Origin of the sequence: Pseudomonas sp. zfem002, assembly GCF_032621685.1 — a bacterium.
In the GTDB taxonomy this organism is placed as follows: domain Bacteria; phylum Pseudomonadota; class Gammaproteobacteria; order Pseudomonadales; family Pseudomonadaceae; genus Aquipseudomonas; species Aquipseudomonas japonica.
The window spans coordinates 1-17,797 of the sequence record NZ_JAVYJH010000022.1 but is presented as its reverse complement, the minus strand read 5'-3'; the positions used below and the strand labels follow the sequence as shown (position 1 = coordinate 17,797).

General features: G+C 65.4%; 17 protein-coding genes. 7 read left to right on the top strand and 10 right to left on the bottom strand.

All coding sequences use genetic code 11. The features are described from left to right. Positions 1-112 precede the first annotated feature (112 nt). The gene (locus tag RTI28_RS22465) at positions 113-469 is read right to left on the bottom strand and encodes a response regulator (RefSeq protein WP_316922487.1); all 357 of its coding nucleotides are present in this window, start codon (positions 467-469) and stop codon (positions 113-115) included. Positions 470-681: 212 nt separating this feature from the next. Here RTI28_RS22465 and RTI28_RS22460 point away from each other — a divergent pair, with 212 nt between their 5' ends. From RTI28_RS22460 to RTI28_RS22435, 6 genes are all read left to right on the top strand, one after another. Continuing rightward, positions 682-4,185: a response regulator gene (locus RTI28_RS22460; protein WP_316922486.1), complete on the top strand. Its 3,504-nt coding sequence runs from the start codon at positions 682-684 to the stop codon at positions 4,183-4,185. Beyond that, a complete protein-coding gene (locus RTI28_RS22455; RefSeq protein ID WP_316922485.1) occupies positions 4,182-5,003 on the top strand; it encodes a protein-glutamate O-methyltransferase CheR in 822 nt (273 codons plus the stop codon). The genes RTI28_RS22460 and RTI28_RS22455 overlap by 4 nt, the downstream gene beginning before the upstream one ends. Beyond that, on the top strand, positions 5,000-5,575 hold the full coding sequence (locus RTI28_RS22450) for a chemotaxis protein CheB (protein WP_316922484.1): 576 nt from the start codon (positions 5,000-5,002) through the stop codon (positions 5,573-5,575). Before RTI28_RS22455 ends, RTI28_RS22450 begins: the two co-directional genes overlap by 4 nt. Continuing rightward, positions 5,569-6,816, top strand: coding sequence for a hybrid sensor histidine kinase/response regulator (locus RTI28_RS22445; RefSeq protein WP_316922483.1), 1,248 nt, complete (start codon positions 5,569-5,571; stop codon positions 6,814-6,816). Before RTI28_RS22450 ends, RTI28_RS22445 begins: the two co-directional genes overlap by 7 nt. Before the next feature lie 53 nt (positions 6,817-6,869). After that, positions 6,870-7,247, top strand: a complete 378-nt coding sequence (locus tag RTI28_RS22440) for a response regulator (RefSeq protein WP_042128402.1) — start codon at positions 6,870-6,872, stop codon at positions 7,245-7,247. 99 nt (positions 7,248-7,346) lie between these two features. Further along, positions 7,347-8,639 (top strand): DUF2235 domain-containing protein, encoded by a 1,293-nt coding sequence (locus RTI28_RS22435; protein WP_316922482.1) that lies wholly within the window; start codon positions 7,347-7,349, stop codon positions 8,637-8,639. Here RTI28_RS22435 and RTI28_RS22430 read toward each other — a convergent pair whose 3' ends face one another. The 8 genes from RTI28_RS22430 to RTI28_RS22395 form a co-directional block, all read right to left on the bottom strand. After that, complete coding sequence (locus RTI28_RS22430; RefSeq protein ID WP_316922481.1) at positions 8,640-9,701, bottom strand: hypothetical protein; 1,062 nt, start codon at positions 9,699-9,701, stop codon at positions 8,640-8,642. 188 nt (positions 9,702-9,889) lie between these two features. Continuing rightward, complete coding sequence (locus RTI28_RS22425) at positions 9,890-10,996, bottom strand: hypothetical protein (RefSeq protein WP_316922480.1); 1,107 nt, start codon at positions 10,994-10,996, stop codon at positions 9,890-9,892. Positions 10,997-11,037: 41 nt separating this feature from the next. Continuing rightward, on the bottom strand, positions 11,038-12,135 hold the full coding sequence (locus RTI28_RS22420) for a hypothetical protein (RefSeq protein WP_316922479.1): 1,098 nt from the start codon (positions 12,133-12,135) through the stop codon (positions 11,038-11,040). Between the two features lie 20 nt (positions 12,136-12,155). Then, positions 12,156-12,557: a hypothetical protein gene (locus RTI28_RS22415; RefSeq protein ID WP_316922478.1), complete on the bottom strand. Its 402-nt coding sequence runs from the start codon at positions 12,555-12,557 to the stop codon at positions 12,156-12,158. Positions 12,558-12,591: 34 nt separating this feature from the next. Next, the gene (locus tag RTI28_RS22410) at positions 12,592-12,984 is read right to left on the bottom strand and encodes a hypothetical protein (RefSeq protein ID WP_316922477.1); all 393 of its coding nucleotides are present in this window, start codon (positions 12,982-12,984) and stop codon (positions 12,592-12,594) included. 160 nt (positions 12,985-13,144) lie between these two features. Next, positions 13,145-13,747 (bottom strand): TetR/AcrR family transcriptional regulator, encoded by a 603-nt coding sequence (locus tag RTI28_RS22405; protein ID WP_316922476.1) that lies wholly within the window; start codon positions 13,745-13,747, stop codon positions 13,145-13,147. A gap of 6 nt (positions 13,748-13,753) precedes the next feature. Next, positions 13,754-14,605, bottom strand: coding sequence for a 3-hydroxybutyryl-CoA dehydrogenase (locus RTI28_RS22400; RefSeq protein ID WP_042128386.1), 852 nt, complete (start codon positions 14,603-14,605; stop codon positions 13,754-13,756). Between the two features lie 14 nt (positions 14,606-14,619). Next, positions 14,620-15,804 (bottom strand): acetyl-CoA C-acyltransferase family protein, encoded by a 1,185-nt coding sequence (locus RTI28_RS22395; protein ID WP_316922475.1) that lies wholly within the window; start codon positions 15,802-15,804, stop codon positions 14,620-14,622. Between the two features lie 174 nt (positions 15,805-15,978). Between RTI28_RS22395 and RTI28_RS22390 the strand changes: the two genes are divergently transcribed. After that, complete coding sequence (locus tag RTI28_RS22390) at positions 15,979-16,989, top strand: AraC family transcriptional regulator (RefSeq protein ID WP_316922474.1); 1,011 nt, start codon at positions 15,979-15,981, stop codon at positions 16,987-16,989. Here RTI28_RS22390 and RTI28_RS22385 read toward each other — a convergent pair. Then, on the bottom strand, positions 16,986-17,423 hold the full coding sequence (locus tag RTI28_RS22385) for a carboxymuconolactone decarboxylase family protein (protein WP_042128380.1): 438 nt from the start codon (positions 17,421-17,423) through the stop codon (positions 16,986-16,988). The genes RTI28_RS22390 and RTI28_RS22385 overlap by 4 nt on opposite strands. Positions 17,424-17,797 lie beyond the last annotated feature (374 nt).

The following is a 17,797-nucleotide window of genomic DNA, read 5'->3' as shown; positions in this document are numbered from 1 at the left end:
ACGTTGCAACAAATGTGGGAGCGGATTCATCCGCGATGCGCCGCGCGGGCGGCGCTCGATCTCAAGAGCGCCAGAGGGGTGTCGTCATGCACTCCCGGATCTCCAGACAACCTCACCCCAGAATCCCGCGCATCTTCTCGCGCAACTGATCGATGCTGAACGGCTTGCTGATCAGGTGCATGCCCTCGGGCACTTCGAGGCTCTGTCCATACCCGCTGGCGAACAGGATCGGCAACAGCGGGCGCAGCTCGCGGGTCTGCCGCGCCAGCTCCTTGCCGTCCATGCCGGGCAGGCCTACATCGGTCAGCATCAGGGCGAAAGGCTGCTGCGGGTCGCCCAGCAAGGCCAGGGCCTCTTCACCGTCCCCGGCTTCCTTGACCTCGTATCCCAGTTCCTGAAGGACATCGACCATCAGCATGCGCACGATGTCGTCGTCTTCGACGACCAGAAGCGGGGAAGTGGCGGGCATGGGGGACTCCTGCGGCAAAGGTAAGTACTAGCTCTGTAAGCAACGCACCGGTGGAAGTTCCCCGGTTTCGACGCATGCAGCATAGCGGCCGGCGATGATGCATGGAACGAATGCGCACGTCATGCCTCAAATACTGGCTTTATGCCCTGTCGCAAGCCGCGAAGACGGATAGACTGGGAAACAACTGCCACTCTGCCCGCATGGACCAACAGATGAACCAGTCAAATTCAGTCGATCAGCAGCGCTTTCGCAAGCTGCTGGTACGCAACGTCAGCCTGCCCCTGGGAGTGGGGCTGCTGAGCGCCGTGGTGTTCATCGCGGTGATCGCGTACCTGTTATCGGTCATCCAGTGGGTCGGGCATACCGACCGGGTGATCAACAACGCCAACGAATCGCTCAAGCTGTCCATCGACAAGGAAACCGGCATGCGCGGCTACCTGCTCACCGGCGAGGAGCATTTCCTCGACCCGTACGAGCTGGCCCGGCCGCGGATCGCCGCGCAGATGCAGACCCTGCGCGAGCTGGTCGCCGACAACCCGGCGCAGATCGACCGCCTCGAACGCCTTGAGGCCTTGCAGGCCGACTGGAACGAATTCGCCCGGGAAATGATCGTGCTGCGCCGTACCGGTGGCGACTACCGCTCCGATATCGAGGCCGGTCGCGGCAAGCGCCTGACCGACCAGATCCGCAAGGAATACGAGGACTTCGTCGCGCTCGAACAGCAATTGCGCGCCAAGCGCAATGACGAGGTGAGCACCACCACCTGGGTGTCGATTTCCCTGTACCTGCTGCTGGTCATCGTCATCAGCGCCTTGCTCGCCTACGTCGGCCGTCGCGACCTGCTCAACCTGTCGCGCAGCTACCAGGACAACATCGATGCCCAGGAGCGCTCCGCCGAGCGCCTGCAGCAGCAGAGCTGGATCCGCACCGGGCAGAGCCAGCTGGCCGAGCGGGTGCTGGGCCAGCAGACCCTGCCGACCCTGGGCCACAACATCCTGCAGTTCTTCTCCAACTACCTCGGCAGCGTGGTCGCCGCGCTCTACGTGCGTGACGAACACGACAACCTGCACCGGGTCGCCAGCTACGGCTTCTCCCGCGAGCAGGAGGGGCGCGAGCAGATCATCGCGCCCAATGAAGGCCTGGTCGGCCAGGTCCTGGCGCAGAATCGCCTGCTGACCCTCGACGAGGTGCCGGAAGACTACTTCAAGGTCAGTTCCGGCCTCGGCGAGGGCCTGCCGCGCAGTGTGATCCTGCTGCCGGCGACCAACGACGGGCAGATCAACGGCGTGCTCGAACTGGGCTTCCTGCGCCCGCTGGCCGAGCGCGACAGCGAACTGCTCGAACGGGTCGCCGGCAACCTCGGCACCTCCATCGAAAGCGCGCGCTACCGTCAGCGCCTGCAGGAAGTGCTGGCGCAGACCCAGCAGCTCAACGAAGAGCTGCAGGTGCAGCAGGAGGAGCTGAAGACCGCCAACGAGGAGCTGGAGGAACAGTCGCGGGTGCTCAAGGAGTCCCAGGCGCACCTGGAGACCCAGCGCGCGGAACTGGAGCAGACCAACGAACAGCTGGCCGAGCGCACCGAGGCGCTGGCCTCGCAGCGCGACGCCCTGGACCACAAGAACACCGAGCTCAACGAGGCCCAGGTGCAGTTGCAGGAGCGCGCCGAGGAACTGCAGCGCTCCAGCAAATACAAGTCCGAATTCCTCGCCAACATGTCCCACGAGCTGCGCACGCCGCTGAACAGCTCGCTGATCCTGGCCAAGCTGCTGGCAGAGAACCCCCAGGAGAACCTCAGCGACGAGCAGGTCAAGTTCGCCGAGTCGATCTATTCCGCCGGCAACGACCTGCTCAACCTGATCAACGACATCCTCGACATCGCCAAGGTCGAGGCCGGCAAGCTCGATGTGCGCGCCGAAACCACCCAGGTCGCGCGCCTGGCCGACGGCCTGCGGGCGATGTTCGAGCCGCTGGCGGCGCAGAAGGGCCTGGGCTTCGAGGTGATCGTCGAGCCGCAGGTGCCGGCGACCCTGTACACCGACCGCCAGCGCCTGGAGCAGATTCTCAAGAACCTGCTGTCCAACGCCCTGAAGTTCACCGAGCACGGCCAGGTCAGCCTGACCCTGGCCCAGCAGCCCGGCGGCGTGGTGTTCCACGTCCAGGACAGCGGCATCGGCATCGCCGCCGAGCAGCAGCAGACCATCTTCGAGGCCTTCCACCAGGCCGACGGCACCACCAACCGCCGCTATGGCGGCACCGGCCTGGGCCTGTCGATTTCCCGCGACCTGGCGCGTCTGCTCGGCGGGCAGATCGAGGTGCGCAGCACGCCGGGGCAGGGCAGCGTGTTCAGCCTGAGCCTGCCGGAAGCCTGGGAGCCGATCGTCGACCAGGCGCCGCTGGCGCCGCTGAATCGACCGCAGCCCTTGCCGCTGCCGCGGCTGGCAGTGCCGGCAGCGGTGCAGGAGGCCGCGCCGGCGCCAGTCCCGACGCGGCGTCCGGCGTTCGATGACGATCGCGACAAGGCACCGTTCAGCAATCGCTGCATCCTGGTGATCGAAGACGAGCCGAACTTCGCCCGGATCCTCTTCGACCTGGCCCACGAGCTGGGCTACAACTGCCTGGTGGCGCACGCCGCCGACGACGGTTTCGAGCTGGCCGAGCGCTTCGTGCCCGACGCCATCCTCCTCGACATGCGCCTGCCCGACCATTCCGGGCTGACCGTGCTGCAGCGCCTGAAGGAGCAGACCGCCACCCGGCATATCCCGGTGCACGTGATCTCGGTCGAGGACCGCATCGAGCCGGCCCTGCACCTGGGCGCGGTGGGCTACGTGGTCAAGCCCACCAGCCGCGACGAGCTGAAATCGGTGTTCGCCCGCCTCGAAGAGAAGCTGACGCAGAAGCTCAAGCACATTCTCCTGGTCGAGGACGACGAGCTGCAGCGCGAGAGCATCGCCCTGCTGATCGGCGACGATGACATCCAGATCACCGCCGTGGGCACCGCACAGCAGGCCCTGGAGCTGCTGCGGGAGAATATCTACGACTGCATGGTGATCGACTTCAAGCTGCCCGACATGCTCGGCAACGAGCTGCTCAAGCGCATGACCGTCGACGAGATCCAGTCCTTCCCGCCGGTGATCGTCTACACCGGGCGCAACCTGACCCGCGAGGAAGAGGCCGAGCTGCTCAAGTACTCGCGCTCGATCATCATCAAGGGCGCGCGCTCGCCGGAGCGCCTGCTGGATGAGGTCACGCTGTTTCTGCACAAAGTCGAATCGACGCTGTCCCACGAAAGACAGCGCATGCTCAGGACCGCGCGCAGCCGCGACAAGGTCTTCGAGGGGCGCAGGGTCCTCCTGGTGGACGACGACGTGCGCAACATCTTCGCCCTGACCAGCGCCCTGGAGCACAAGGGCGCGCTGGTGGATATCGCGCGCAACGGTCGCGAAGCCATCGAGCGCCTGGAGCAGGGCAGCGAGATCGACCTGGTGCTGATGGACGTGATGATGCCGGAGATGGACGGATACGAAGCGACCCGCCTGATCCGCAAGGATCCGCGCTGGCGCAAGCTGCCGATCATCGCGGTCACCGCCAAGGCCATGAAGGACGATCAGGAGCGCTGCCTGCAGGCGGGCGCCAACGATTACCTGGCCAAGCCGATCGACCTTGACCGGCTGTTTTCCCTGATCCGTGTGTGGCTGCCGCAACTGGAGCGAATTTGACTAGCGAGCGTAATACCGACATCGAAATCCGCCTGCTGATCGAGGCCATCTACCTCAAGTACAGCTACGATTTCCGCGACTACTCCGGCGCTTCGATCAAGCGCCGCATCCTGCATGCCGTGCGCACCTTCGACTGCGCCACGATCACCGCCTTGCAGGAACGGGTGCTGCACGACCCGGGCATGTTCATGCAGTTGCTGCAGTACCTGACCATCCCGGTCAGCGAGATGTTTCGCGACCCCAGCCACTTCCTCGCCCTGCGCCGGGAGGTGGTGCCGCACCTGAAGACCTGGCCATCGATCAAGATCTGGATCGCCGGCTGCAGCACCGGCGAGGAGGTGTATTCCATGGCCATTCTCCTGCGCGAGGAAGGCCTGCTGGAGCGCACCATCATCTACGCCACCGACATCAACCCGGCCTCGCTGGAAAAGGCCAAGCAGGGTATCTACTCGATGCAGGCCATGCGCGACTATGCGCGCAACTACGCCGCCGCCGGCGGCAGCCGCGACTTCAGCGAGTACTACACCTGCGCCTACGGCAATGCCATCCTCGACGGCAGCCTGCGCGACAACGTGACTTTCGCCGACCACAGCCTGGCCACCGACAGCGTGTTCTCCGAGGTGCAGCTGGTGTCGTGCCGCAACGTGCTGATCTATTTCAACAAGAACCTCCAGGACCGCTCCTTCGGGCTGTTCCACGAGTCGCTGTGTCATCGCGGCTTCCTCGTCCTGGGCAGCAAGGAAACCCTGGATTTTTCCGCCTACGCCGAGCGCTTCGAAGCGCTGGTCAAGCCGGAACGGATCTACCGCAAGCTATGAAGCGCATCGAAGCGATCGTCATGGGGGCCTCGGCCGGTGGCGTCAGCGCGCTGCTGACGGTACTGGCCTGCCTGCCGCCGACCTTCGCCATCCCGCTGATCTGCGTGCTGCACCTGCCGGACGATCACGACAGCCAGCTGGCCGAGGTCTTTGCCCGCAAGCTGCGCCGTCCGGTGCGCGAGGCGCGCGACAAGGAGAGCATCGAGGCCGGGATGATCTACGTCGCCGGGCCCGGCTATCACCTCTCGGTGGAGCGTGATCGCAGCCTGTCGCTGAGCCAGGAGGAACGGGTGCACTTTTCCCGGCCCTCGATCGACATCCTCTTCGAGTCCGCCGCCGATGCCTACGGCGCGGCCCTGGCCGGCGTGCTGCTGACCGGGGCCAACGAAGATGGTGCCGCCGGATTGGCACGAATCAGCCGCCTGGGTGGTCTGAGCATCGTGCAGGACCCGGCCCAGGCCCAGGTCTCGGCCATGCCGGCCGCCGCCCTGGCCCTGCACCGCCCCGACCATGTACTCCCTTTGAATGGCATCGGGCATCTGCTCGCCAAGCTGGAATCACACCCATGTTGAGCCACATCCAAGCCAAACTGCTGATCGTCGACGATCTCCCGGAGAACCTGCTGGCGCTGGAGGCGCTGATCAAGGGCGACGACCGCGCGGTGTACCAGGCCAGCTCCGCCGACCAGGCCCTGTCGCTGCTGCTGGAGCATGAGTTCGCCCTGGCCATCCTCGACGTGCAGATGCCCGGCATGAACGGCTTCGAGCTGGCCGAGCTGATGCGTGGCATGGAGAAGACCAAGCACATCCCGATCGTCTTCGTCAGCGCCGCGGGACGGGAGATGAACTACGCCTTCAAGGGCTACGAAAGCGGCGCGGTGGACTTCCTGCACAAGCCCCTGGACACCCTCGCGGTGAAGAGCAAGGTCACCGTGTTCGTCGAGCTGTACCGCCAGCGCAAGGCCCTCGACCGCCAGTTGCAGGCGCTGGAGCGCAGCCAGCGCGAGCAGCAGCAGTTGCTCGAACAGCTGCAGGTGGCGCGGGGCGAGCTGGAACGGGCGGTGCGCATGCGCGACGACTTCATGTCCATCGTCTCCCATGAGGTGCGCACGCCGCTCAACGGCCTGATCCTGGAAACCCAGCTGCGCAAGCTGCACCTGGCCAAGGACAACGCCGATGCCTTCACCCTGGACAAGATGCGCGCCATGGTCGAGCGCGACGAACGCCAGATCAACAGCCTGATCCGCCTGATCGAGGACATGCTCGACGTGTCGCGGATCCGCACCGGCAAGCTGTCGATCCGGCCCTCGCGTTTCGATCTCGGGCAACTGGTCGCCGGCCTGGTGGAGAATTTCGCCGCCCAGGCCGCGGCGGCCGGCTCGCTCATCGAGGTGGACGGCGCCAGCGCCGTGGAAGGGATCTGGGACGAGTTCCGCATCGAACAGGTCATCGCCAACCTGCTGAGCAATGCCCTGCGCTACGGGCGCAAGCGCCCGGTGCATGTGCGGGTGCTGGAGGCCGACGGCATGGCCTGCGTCGAGGTGCGCGACGAAGGCATCGGCATCAGCCCGGACCACCAGCAGCGGATCTTCCAGCAGTTCGAGCGGGTCGCCTCGAACCACAGCGTCGCCGGCCTCGGCCTGGGCCTGTACATCTCCGAGCAGATCGTCCTGGCCCATGGCGGGCGGATCAGTGTGCACAGCGCCGAAGGCGAGGGCGCGACCTTCCGTGTCTACCTGCCGCTGGTACGCGATATGCATGGGCATGAAGGGCAAACCGATGAAAGTGGTCGCCCGCAGGCAACCTCTGTGTAAGGCGGGGGTCGTATGGTCATTACCCCCGAACGAATTCGAATCAAGGCGTTGGCATGAGCGTAGATGCACAAGATGTGGTACTGGTCGTCGAGGACGAGCCGGTGATCCGTATGGTTCTCAATGATTACCTGGCGGGCGAGGGCTATCGCGTGCTGCTCGCCGAGGACGGCGCGCAGGCTTTCGAAATCCTCGCCAGCAAGCCGCACCTGGACCTGATGGTCACCGATTTCCGCCTGCCGGGCGGGATTTCCGGGGTGGACATCGCCGAGCCGGCGGTCAAGCTGCGCCCGGACCTGAAGGTGATCTTCATCAGCGGCTACCCGGCGGAAATCCGCGAATCCGGCAGCCCCATCGCGTTCCGCGCACCGATCCTGGCCAAGCCGTTCGACCTGGACAGCCTGCGCGAGCAGATCCAGGCCTTGCTCAGCTAGCGTCAGACCTTTCATACAACCTGTTGTAAGTCTTCTTATATCCGGCTTTTTCGCCGGGTGATCCGATCGGTTTCTTGTCCTACCGCACAAGGAACCGTCATGAATCCGACACTGACCCTGCATCTCGGCCTGTTCTTCGATGGCACCGGGCTCAACCTGTACAACAGCGAGGAGGGCGCGACGCAGTCGCGAGCCCAGGGCAGCTACGCCATGGGCAGGAGCAACGTGGCGCGGCTGTTCGCACTCTATCGGCAATCGCCAGACATCCCCGGTACAGCCGACCGAGCTTCGCTGGCGTTGTATATCGAAGGCGTCGGCACCACCCGCGGCGCGGCCGATGACCTCATGGCCCAGGCCTGCGGGCGCGGTGCCAGTGGCGTGGCGGCGCGGGTCGCGCAGGTGCCGGCGCAGGTCGGCGAGGCGCTGCGGCGCCTGCTTGAGTGCAACCCCGGCGTGCGCATCGCCGCCATCGAAGTCGACCTGTTCGGTTTCAGTCGCGGCGCGGCGGCGGCGCGGCACCTGGCCAATGACCTGGAGGCGCTGACCCAGGCGTGTGGCGGGTATCCGCTGCGGCTCAACTTCGTCGGCCTGTTCGATACCGTGGCCAGCATCATGGCCCCGCTCAAGGGCAATTTCAGCGCCGCCAATGCCGATTTCGACGGTCTGCGCACGCAACTGCCGGCTGGGCTGGCGCGGCAGCGGGTGCAACTGGTGGCGGCGGACGAATGGCGGGTGAACTTTCCCCTGGTCGCCACCGATGTCGACCTGGTCCTGCCGGGCGATCACTGCGATATCGGTGGCGGATACCGCGCTGAAGAGGACGAGGTGCTGGTGCTGGAGCGACCGTTCAGCAGCACCGAGCCCGCTCACCTGGCGCTGCAGCAGACACAGGCCTGGCGTCTGGCCAGTGCCTGCCTGGAACGCCAGCGCCAGGCCTGGGAGGCACTTGGCCTGCGCCTGTACCTGGACAGCGAAAGCGTCGCCCAGCCATTCCTGCCCAAGCGCGATCTGTACCGGGAAAAGCGTGTGCGCGTGCGCATTCGTGGCGAGCGCCGGGTGCGGGGTGAGTTGTCGCTGGTCTACCTGCGCCTGATGCACGCCCTGGCGTGCGCGGCCGGGGTGCCGTTCGACCCGGTGCCGGACAGCGCCGAGCTGGCACTGCCCGAGGAACTGCGCCCGATCGCCGCCAGACTGCTGGCCCATGGCCTGGCGCCGCGCCTGGGGCACGGTCTGGACGCGGCGCAAATGGCCTTGCTGCGGCGCCGCTATATCCACCTCTCGGCCCACTGGAATGCCACGCTGCACTCCGACAGCCCGCTGCTCGACGCCCTGTTCATCAATCGCCCGCAGGCCGACCGGCAACGGGTCATCCACGCCGATCCGCCGGCCTGATCACTGACCGATGCTGACCAGATCCGGCTGCGGTGCATTGTTGGCCTGCATGTTGGCGACGAACCCGGCGATCGCCTGCCAGCTGTTGCACGCCGCATCGAACCACACCTGGGCTACCAGGGCCTGCTGCGCGTTCTCGGCCTGGGCGACGTCGCTGGCGGCGTTGCCCAGCTCGCCGGACAGCACCTGCCAGCTGACATTCAAGGCATCGAGGGCGCTGGTCATGTCGGTGACATCGCCGATCACCAGCGCCAGGCTCATGCTCAGGCCGTTCAGCGTGGCCACCTGCTGCTGGTCGCTGGACAGGTCCTGCTGGTCGCTGGCGATGGTGCTCTGGTACTGGGCGATGCTGTCCTGCAGGCTGGAGATCTGCTCCTCGGCCTGGGCGATGCTGGCCACGCCGATCCCGGCCAGGATCAGCGAGACACCGCCGGTGAACGGCGTGAGCAGCACGCCGAAGATGGTTTCCACCAGGCCGCTGGTCTTCTTCGCCTGGGCCTGGGCAATGGCTTGCCGATCGCTCTGTACCTGCGCTTGCAACTGGGCGATCTGCGCGTTGATGGTGGTGATCTGTTCCTGGATATCGGCTTCCTGGGCCTGGATCTGGGCGATGCTGCGGTTCATCGCGGCATAGGGCACGGCCAGTTGGCTATTGAAGGTGCCGAGACGGTCGGTGTACTGGTCGATCGCGTCGATCATCGCCTGTACCGGCGCCTCCAGGGCATTGAGCTGGGCGACGATACTGGCCTGCAGGGTGCTGTCGAACTGCACCTGCAACTGGGCGAAGGCCTGGTCCAGCGCCGGCTGCGCCGCGAGGAAGGCGGCGGCGCAGGCGGCGGTCTGGGCCAGGATCTGTTCCTGGAAATACAGGAAACCGTTCTGCCGCCAGCCAACCACAAGGTTTTCCGCCTGGCCCAGCTCCTGGTCGAGCACCGGGTACCAGGGCGAGTCCGAGGGCGCGATCGACGCCTCGATCAATGCCTGGCAGGACGAATTGAGCAGCAGCATGCTGCCGACCGAATCGCTGATCTGCTGATTGGTCTGGGTGGCATCGAAACTCATCGGAACACTCCTGTTGCAGTGGGCTGGCGCTGAACCCGTAGGAGCTGGCTTGCCTGCGATCGACGGCGCAGCCGTCGTAAAATCAGTCTCCACGGTGCGCCAGGCGCACCGCGGATTCAGGGTTTGCGACGGCTACGCCGTCGATCGCAGGCAAGCCAGCTCCTACGGCCATTGGTAACCCGCGTTCGTTACATCGGCAGGGTCTGCGACTCGATTGGCACCTGGGCGTTGACCAGGCTGTTGGCGGTGACGATGGCCTGGTTCCACTCGGTGACCGCCGCCTGGGTGAACACCCCTTCGGTAATGGTCGACAGCTGCTGGTCGGCCGCCTGCAACTGGGTGACCACGCCCTGCAGCTCGCCCTGGAAGGTCGCCCACTGGGTCTGCAGTTTCGACAGGCTCTGGGTCGCCAGTTCAAGGCTGGCCACCGCGCCATCGGAAGCCATCTGCAGGCCTTGCAGGGCTACCAGCTGACGCTGGTCGTCATCCAGTTCCTGCTGGTCGGCGGCGATCTGGTTGAACTGGTCGTTGATCTTGCTCTGCATCACGCCCCAGGTCACACCACCGCCGATGATCCCCGCGGCACCGATGGCACCGCCCACCAGCAGGCTGGCGCCGCCGGTTTCCGGGGCCAGGGCGACACCGACCACCAGGGCGAAGATGCCCACGCCGATGCCCGCGGCCGAGGCGGCGATGGCTTCGTTCTCCTGCTGGATCTCGGCATTCAGCGCGCTGATCGCCGCGTTCATCTGATTGATGTCGGCGGTCAGCTGGGTTTCCGCGCTCTGGATATTGGTGGCACCGCTGACCAGGTTGTTGTGCGCGGTCTGCATCTGGTCGCCCCAGGTGGTCAGCGCCGTGGTGGTCTGGGTCATCTGGTCGATCACCGCCTGGATCGGCGGCAGCAGGGTCTGCTCGATGATCGTCTGCACCTCGATCACATAGGGGTTGTCGGCCCCCGAGGCGGTGGGGTTCTGCTGGACGATCTGCAGGATCGCATTGGTCGCGGCGGTGAAGTCGGAACCGAAATTGATCACCTGCAGCGGGATGGTCTTGGTCACCTGCGGACCGAGGGTGTCGATCCATTGCTGGGACAGGGTCTGCGCCACGCCCAGTTCGGCATTGAGGCTGTCGAACCAGCTCGGCTGCGGCGTCGGCGAGATGAAGACGGTATTGACCACGGCATGGCAGGCGAAGGTGATCAGCTGCGCGGCGTTGTAGGAAACGTTGGTATTGCCGATCAGGGTGTCGGGGGCCTGGGTCGTGGTGCTCGAGTCGGTCAGGGCAACATTCATCATGAACATCCTCTGGTAGGGGTGGAAACGCGGGAGGTCCTTCAATTGCGCATAAAGTTCGCAAAGGTTGGCCGAACGCTGGCCGAACTGATGTCGATCGTCACTGGCTCGCCGACGCCGATGTCGGTCTTCGATAACTGCGTGACGAAGTTGTTGATCGTGGTCCAGGCCGCCAGCGCCTGGGGCAGGGTCAGCAGGTCGAGGTACTGGTCGGGCTGGGCCCCGGCGTGCAGGGCGTCGATGGCGTCCTGGGTCTTGGCCTGCTGGGTGACCCAGAGGTCGACCAGCGCCGGCAGGGCATCGCGCAGGACCAGGAACTGGCCCTCGACGCGGTACAGGGTCTGCAGCGTGGACTTGGTCAGGGCTACGCCCAGCGCCTCGTCGGACAGCTGCGCCTTGATCGCGTTGATCTGGTTCATGGTGGCGATCAGCTGGTTGTCATCGGCGATCAGGGTGTAGAAGCTCTGCCCGATGCTCAGCACCGCCATGGCCATGCCGGCGATCGGCACGGTGGCTTCGGCGCCGGCGGAGCCGACCTCGTACAGCAGCGACACCGCGGACTGGGCGATGCCCTTGCCGGTGGCGATGTCCTGGCTGGTCATGCTGCTGCCCAGGGCCTCCACCGAGTCCACCAGCTCGCCCAGCTGCTCGGTCAGTTGCAGCATCTGCTGCTCTTCGTCGCCCAGGGCGTTCCAGCCCTGCTCGATGGACTTGTTCATCGCCGGCAGTACCGCGCTGAACGCCGCCATGCGCTGCTTCAGGGCCTGGTCGGCGGCCTGGGTCGCGGCCAGGCTCTGGTTGACCTGGGGCAGCAGGGTCTCGCCGAGCAGCTTGATCCAGAACGCGGCATCGTTGTTGCTGCTGGGCGACAGCCCGGCGACCCCGGTGAACATCGCGTAGTAGTTCTCGAAGGCCAGCAGCACCGGCGCCCAGATGCCGGCGCGGTCCAGTTGCCAGGCGTCGGCGGCGGCGTCCAGCTGCTGCACTTCCACCGCCACCGCCGGCAGCCAGCTCGGTTCGTCGGGGATGGTGGCGATGCGGATGCTTTCGCAGCTCACGGCGAAGCTGTCCAGGCCGACGATGTTCGAGTAGGCGTCGGTGAGTTTGTCCTGGGTGTCGTTGACATCGGGTGCGAGCATGGTGATACCTCCGTGGCGGATCAGCCGGTGACGTTGAGGTAGGGGTCGAAGGTCATCGCCTTGCCGTCGAACGACAGGGTGCAGCTGTACTGGTACTGCGCCGTGGCGCCCTGGGACTCGACGCGGCCGGACCACACGGTTTCACCGCTGACCAGGGTCGACTGCTGCGGCTGGCAGATCTTCTGGTCGATGATCTGCCCGCTGAAGCCGGTGATCTCGGCGTCGTCGCCGGGGTTGATCGGGCTGACCGACCAGATCACGATCTGCCCGTCGGTACAGCTGGTGACCAGCTCTTCCTGACCTTCGCTGGAAGAGCCGAAGTACTTGTTGGTATCCACCAGGTAGACGTTGGAGCCCAGGTCGCCGCTGGCCAGTGCGCCTTCGACGTCGACCACCACCAGTACATAGATTTCGTTTGCCATCGTGATGCTTCCTGCGTGAGTGAAACCGGGGTCGTCACACCACCTTCAGTGCGCTGGAAAAACTCAGGGTGGTGCCGTCCATGGACAGGCTGACGGAATAGGGGTAGCTGGCGTAGGCGCCCTGGGTCTGCACCAGGCCGTTCCACACGGTGTTGCCGAGAAAGGGGTCCTGGGTGGGGACGCAGATGTGGTTGGCGACCATGGTCCCGGAGAACCCGGCAATGGCCACGGCATCCCCCGGGTTCACCGGGGTCACCGACCAGGTCAGCGCCTGGCCGTCCTGGCACACGGTATTGAGCGTGCTCTGGCCTTCCTGCCAGGAGCCCAGGTACTTGTTGCTGTCCACCAGATAGACGCTGCCCTGGAGCGTGCCGGCGGCGAGCGCGCCGGTCACGTCCACGACGATGAGGATGTCGATGCGGTTCAAGTCCATTCTCCGGATTGAAGTGCCAGCGGCGACACCGGCGGCGAAATCAATCAGCCATCATTGGCAAAAGGGGGTGTTCAAGGTCTAGACGATGACCTGGAGATGGGCAATGAAGAAAGTAACTTTTTCCTACGAGCGGTAGCGAAAATCGACTGCGCGGTCACGCCGCCGAGCTGACGCACTCCGGCAGCGTCCGCTCGATCGCACCGAGCAGCATGCTCTCCATCAGGGCCAGGCGCTGGGCCTGGCTCGCCGCGGAGTTCTGCAGCCAGCCGGGCAGGCTGTTGAGCATGCTTGCCACCACCTGGGTGGCGGTTTCCAGGGCCGCGCCGCCGAGGCGCGTCGCCGGGGCGATCAACTGCAGCAGGCGATGCTCGTATTCCCGGCGCATCGCGGCGATCTGCGCCTGCTGCTCGTCGGTCAGGCAGCACAGGTCGCGTTCGGCCAGGCGGAACTGCAACGGCCGTTCGGCGTGCAGTTCCCAGTGCGCGCGGATCACCGCCGACAGGTGCACCGTGCCGGCCTTGCCGCGCACGACCGGTTGCAGGGTGGCAAGCAGCTCCTCGTGGAGTTCTTCGATGAGATCGAACAACAGGTGCTGCTTGCTCGGAAAATGGTGGTAGAGCGAGCCGGCGGTGAGTCCCACATGGGCCGCCAGCTCGCGCATGCTGACCTGGCCGAAGCCCTTGAGCGCGAACAGTTCGAGGGCCTTCTCGCGCCGTTCTTCATAGTCGGCGCAACGGTCGGCACAGGTCTTGGGCATGGCGTTTTACTCGTAGACGTGGAAACCACGGCCGCTCTTGCGACCCAGGTAGCCGGCCGCGACCATCTCCTTGAGCAGCGGCGCGGGGCGGTATTTGCTGTCGTTGAAGCCTTCGTGGAAGGCCTCGACGATCGCCAGCAGGGTGTCCAGGCCGATCAGGTCGGCCAGGGCCAGCGGGCCGATCGGCTGGTTGCAGCCCAGGCGCATGCCGGTGTCGATGTCCTCGGCGCTGGCCAGGCCTTCCTGGAGCACGAAGATCGCCTCGTTGAGCATCGGCACGAGGATGCGGTTGACCACGAAGCCCGGACGGTTGCCGGCGGTGATCGCGGTCTTGCCGACCTGGCCGGTCAGGGCCATGGCCGCGGCATAGGTCGCGTCGCTGGTCTGCAGGCCGCGGATCACTTCGACCAGGGCCATCATCGGCACCGGGTTGAAGAAGTGCACGCCGACGAAGCGTTCCGGGTGGCTGATGGCAGCGCCCAGCTGGGTCACCGACAGCGACGAGGTATTGGTGGCGATCACGCAGGTTTCGCTGACGTTGGCCGCCACTTGCTGAAGAATGCGTTTCTTCAGCTCGAGGTTCTCGGTGGCGGCCTCGATCACCAGTTGGGCGTCCTGCAGCAGGGCGTAGTCGGTGCTGGTGCGGATACGTCCGACCGCGGCCGCGGCCTGGTCGGCCTGCAGGGTCTGCTTGCTGACCTGGCGCTCGAGGTTCTTGCGCAGGGTGGCCACGCCACGCTCAAGCGCAGCGTCGGAAACGTCGACCAGGGTCACGTGGTAGCCGGCGACCGCACAGACCTGGGCAATCCCGTTGCCCATGGTCCCGGCGCCGATCACGGCGATAGTGGTAATGCTCATGTGGTTGTCTTCCTTCAAGCGCGTTCGAACAGGACGGCGATACCCTGGCCGCCACCGATGCACATCGTCGCCAGGGCATAGCGGCCCTGGATGCGTTGCAGTTCATGGATGGCCTTGGTGGCGATCATGGCGCCGGTGGCACCGACCGGGTGACCCAGGGAAATGCCGGAACCGTTGGGGTTGACCTTCTCCGGATCGAAACCGAGCAGTTTCGACACGGCGCAGGCCTGGGAAGCGAAGGCTTCGTTGGATTCGATGACATCGAGGTCGGCGACCGTCAGGCCGGCCTTGGCCAGCACTTTCTGGGTCGCGGGAACCGGGCCCAGGCCCATCAGTTCCGGCTCGACGCCGGCGTGGGCGTAGGCCACCAGGCGCGCCAGGGGCTTCAGGCCTTCGCGCTCGACCATCGCGCCGGTCGCCAGGACCAGTGCCGATGCGCCGTCGTTGAGGCCGCTGGCGTTGCCGGCGGTGACGGTGCCGTCTTTCTTGAAGGCGGTCTTCATGCCGGCCAGTTGCTCGGCGCTGACGTCACCGCGCACATGCTCGTCGACCTTGAATTGCACCGGGCCTTTGCGCCCAGGCACTTCGATGGCGACGATCTGGCTGTCGAAACGGCCCTCGGCGATGGCGCGCGCGGCACGTTGCTGGCTGGTGATCGCCACTTCGTCCTGCATCTCGCGGGTGATGCCGTGCTTGGCCGCGACGTTTTCCGCGGTGATGCCCATGTGGAAGCTTTCGAACGGGTCATGCAGGACGCCGAGCATGTAGTCGATGCTCTTCATGTCGCCCATGCGCGCGCCCCAGCGGGACTGGGTCAGCAGGTACGGGCCGCGGCTCATGGATTCGGCGCCGGCGGCGAGCACCGCTTCGGCATCGCCCACTTGCAGGGTCTGCGCTGCGGAAACGATGGCCTGCAGGCCGGAACCGCACAGGCGGTTGACGTTGAAGGCGGGGGTTTCCTTGGGGATCCCGGCGTTCATCGCCGCGACCCGGCCCAGGTAGGCGTCACGGGCTTCGGTGGGGATCACGGTGCCCATGACCACATGACCGATCTTTTCCGGCGCGACACCGGAACGTTCGAGCGCGGCGCGGGTGACCTGGGTGGCGAGATCGGCAAGTGGCAGGTCCTTGAGCGAACCACCGAAGGAGCCGATGGGCGAGCGCACGGCGCTGACTACATAGATATCGTTGCTGTTCATGATCCACTCCAATGGGTGAAGGCGTGACCAGGCCCCCCCGCTCTGCGAGAATGGCGCCCGGTCACCTCCGGGATGCCGTCGAGTCTAGGCAACCGGCGTTCCTGGGCCTATGCCTTAACTGTCCAGCCAGCCTGTCATTTTTTGCAATGTATGGGCGGCGTCTACGGAATTGTCATGCGGGAAAACGATTCGGTCGCGGTGTATTTCGTCCACATCATGCTCTACGCCCTGCGCGAGCAGCCGGCGCGGGCGGCGGCTGCGCTGAGCCAGGCCGGCATCGATCCCGCGGTGCTCGACGACAGCAGCGCGCGGGTGCCGGCGACGGCGTTCGCGCGGTTGTGGTTGATCCTGATCGAAACCCTCGACGACGAATTCTTCAACCTCGACAGCCATGGCATGCCCCTGGGCAGCTTTGCCCTGATCTGCCGCGGGCTGATCCAGGAGCCGACGCTGGAGAAGGCGCTGCAGCAGTGCCTGGAGTATTTCAGCCTGTTCCTGCGCGATGTCGAGGGCACGCTCAGCCTGCGCGGCCAGCGCGCGGTGATCAGCCTGCAGTCGCGCATCGACGACCCGCAGCGCCGGGTCTACGCCGAGGAAACCCTGCTGGTGCTGGTGATCAGCCTGTTGTGCTGGCTGGGCGGGCGGCGGATCGCCATCGACCGCACCGAGCTGACCGATGCGCGTGTGCGCCTGGAGGACGATGCCCTGCTGTGGGGGCCGAACCTGCAACTGGGCAGCGGGCGCACCGAACTGGAGTTCGCCGCCGACTACCTGAAGTTGCCAGTGGTGCAGGACCTCGGCGCGCTGAAGACCTTCCTGCGTACCGCGCCCCAGGGCCTGGTGGTGCGCTGGCGCAACCAGAATGGCCTGGCGGCGCGGGTCTGGCGGCACCTGCGCCAGCGCGAGTACGACCAGTGGCCGACCCTGCTGGGCCTGGCCGGAGAAGTGGGATTGAGTGCCAGCAGCTTTCGCCGGCAACTGGAGCGCGAAGGCTGCTCGTTCCAGCAGATCAAGGACGAAGTGCGCCGGGCCATGGCCTTCGAATGCCTGCGCGACAGCGACCTCAGCGTCGCCGAGATCGCCGCGCAGACCGGCTTCCAGGAACCCAGCGCGTTTCACCGGGCGTTCAAGAAGTGGACCGGCGAAAGCCCGGGCAGCTATCGCCAGCGCCTCGCCTCGCGTTAGGCGGGAATCATCGCGAAACCGACGCCGAAGCGGTTCCAGGCGTTGATGGTGGCGATGGCCAGGGTCAGGTTGACCACTTCGCTGGCCGAGAAATGCTCCAGCAGCGCGTCGTACTGGTGTTGTGGCGCGTGCTTTTCCGGCAGCCGGGTGAGGCTTTCGACCCAGGCCAGCGCAGCTTTTTCCCGCGGGGTGAAGTAGTCGGTGTCGGCCCAGACGCTGAGGGTCTGCAGGCGCGCTTCGGTCTCGCCGGCCTTGCGCGCGTCATTGGCGTGCATGTTCACGCAGTAGGCACAGCCATTGATCTGCGAGGCGCGCAGGCGGATCAGTTCCAGCAGCGAATTCTCCAGCCCCGACCGGGCCAGGGCCTGTTCCAGGCCGATCATCGCCTTGTAGGCGTCCGGTGCGTGCTTGGCCCATTCGATTCGATTGCTCATTGCGGTGGCTCCGTGGGTGATGCGTTGGGAATGGAGAACACCTTAAACGGGGCGGGTGGTGGGCCGAATAGCCAATTTGCGGAAAAGCGAGGGGGCCAAAGGGGCGAACGGCTCGACTCTCACAGGCCATGGCACGTTGCAGAAAAACTGAGCGGATTGAGTCCGTGATGCACCGCGAGGGTGGGAATTTTCCCAAATTTCCCAGGGAAATTCTGAGCGTTGGTTTTCAGGTCGAAATCCCCAAGTCAGATGTTTTACTGTCCGCGCCGGAAATTTGAATCGATCCGGCAGGAATTTCATATAAGTTTGCGCTGAAATTGTTCAATTTGTTTCGGTGTTGGCGCCAACTTCCCAGGCGATGGTGTTTTCAATAA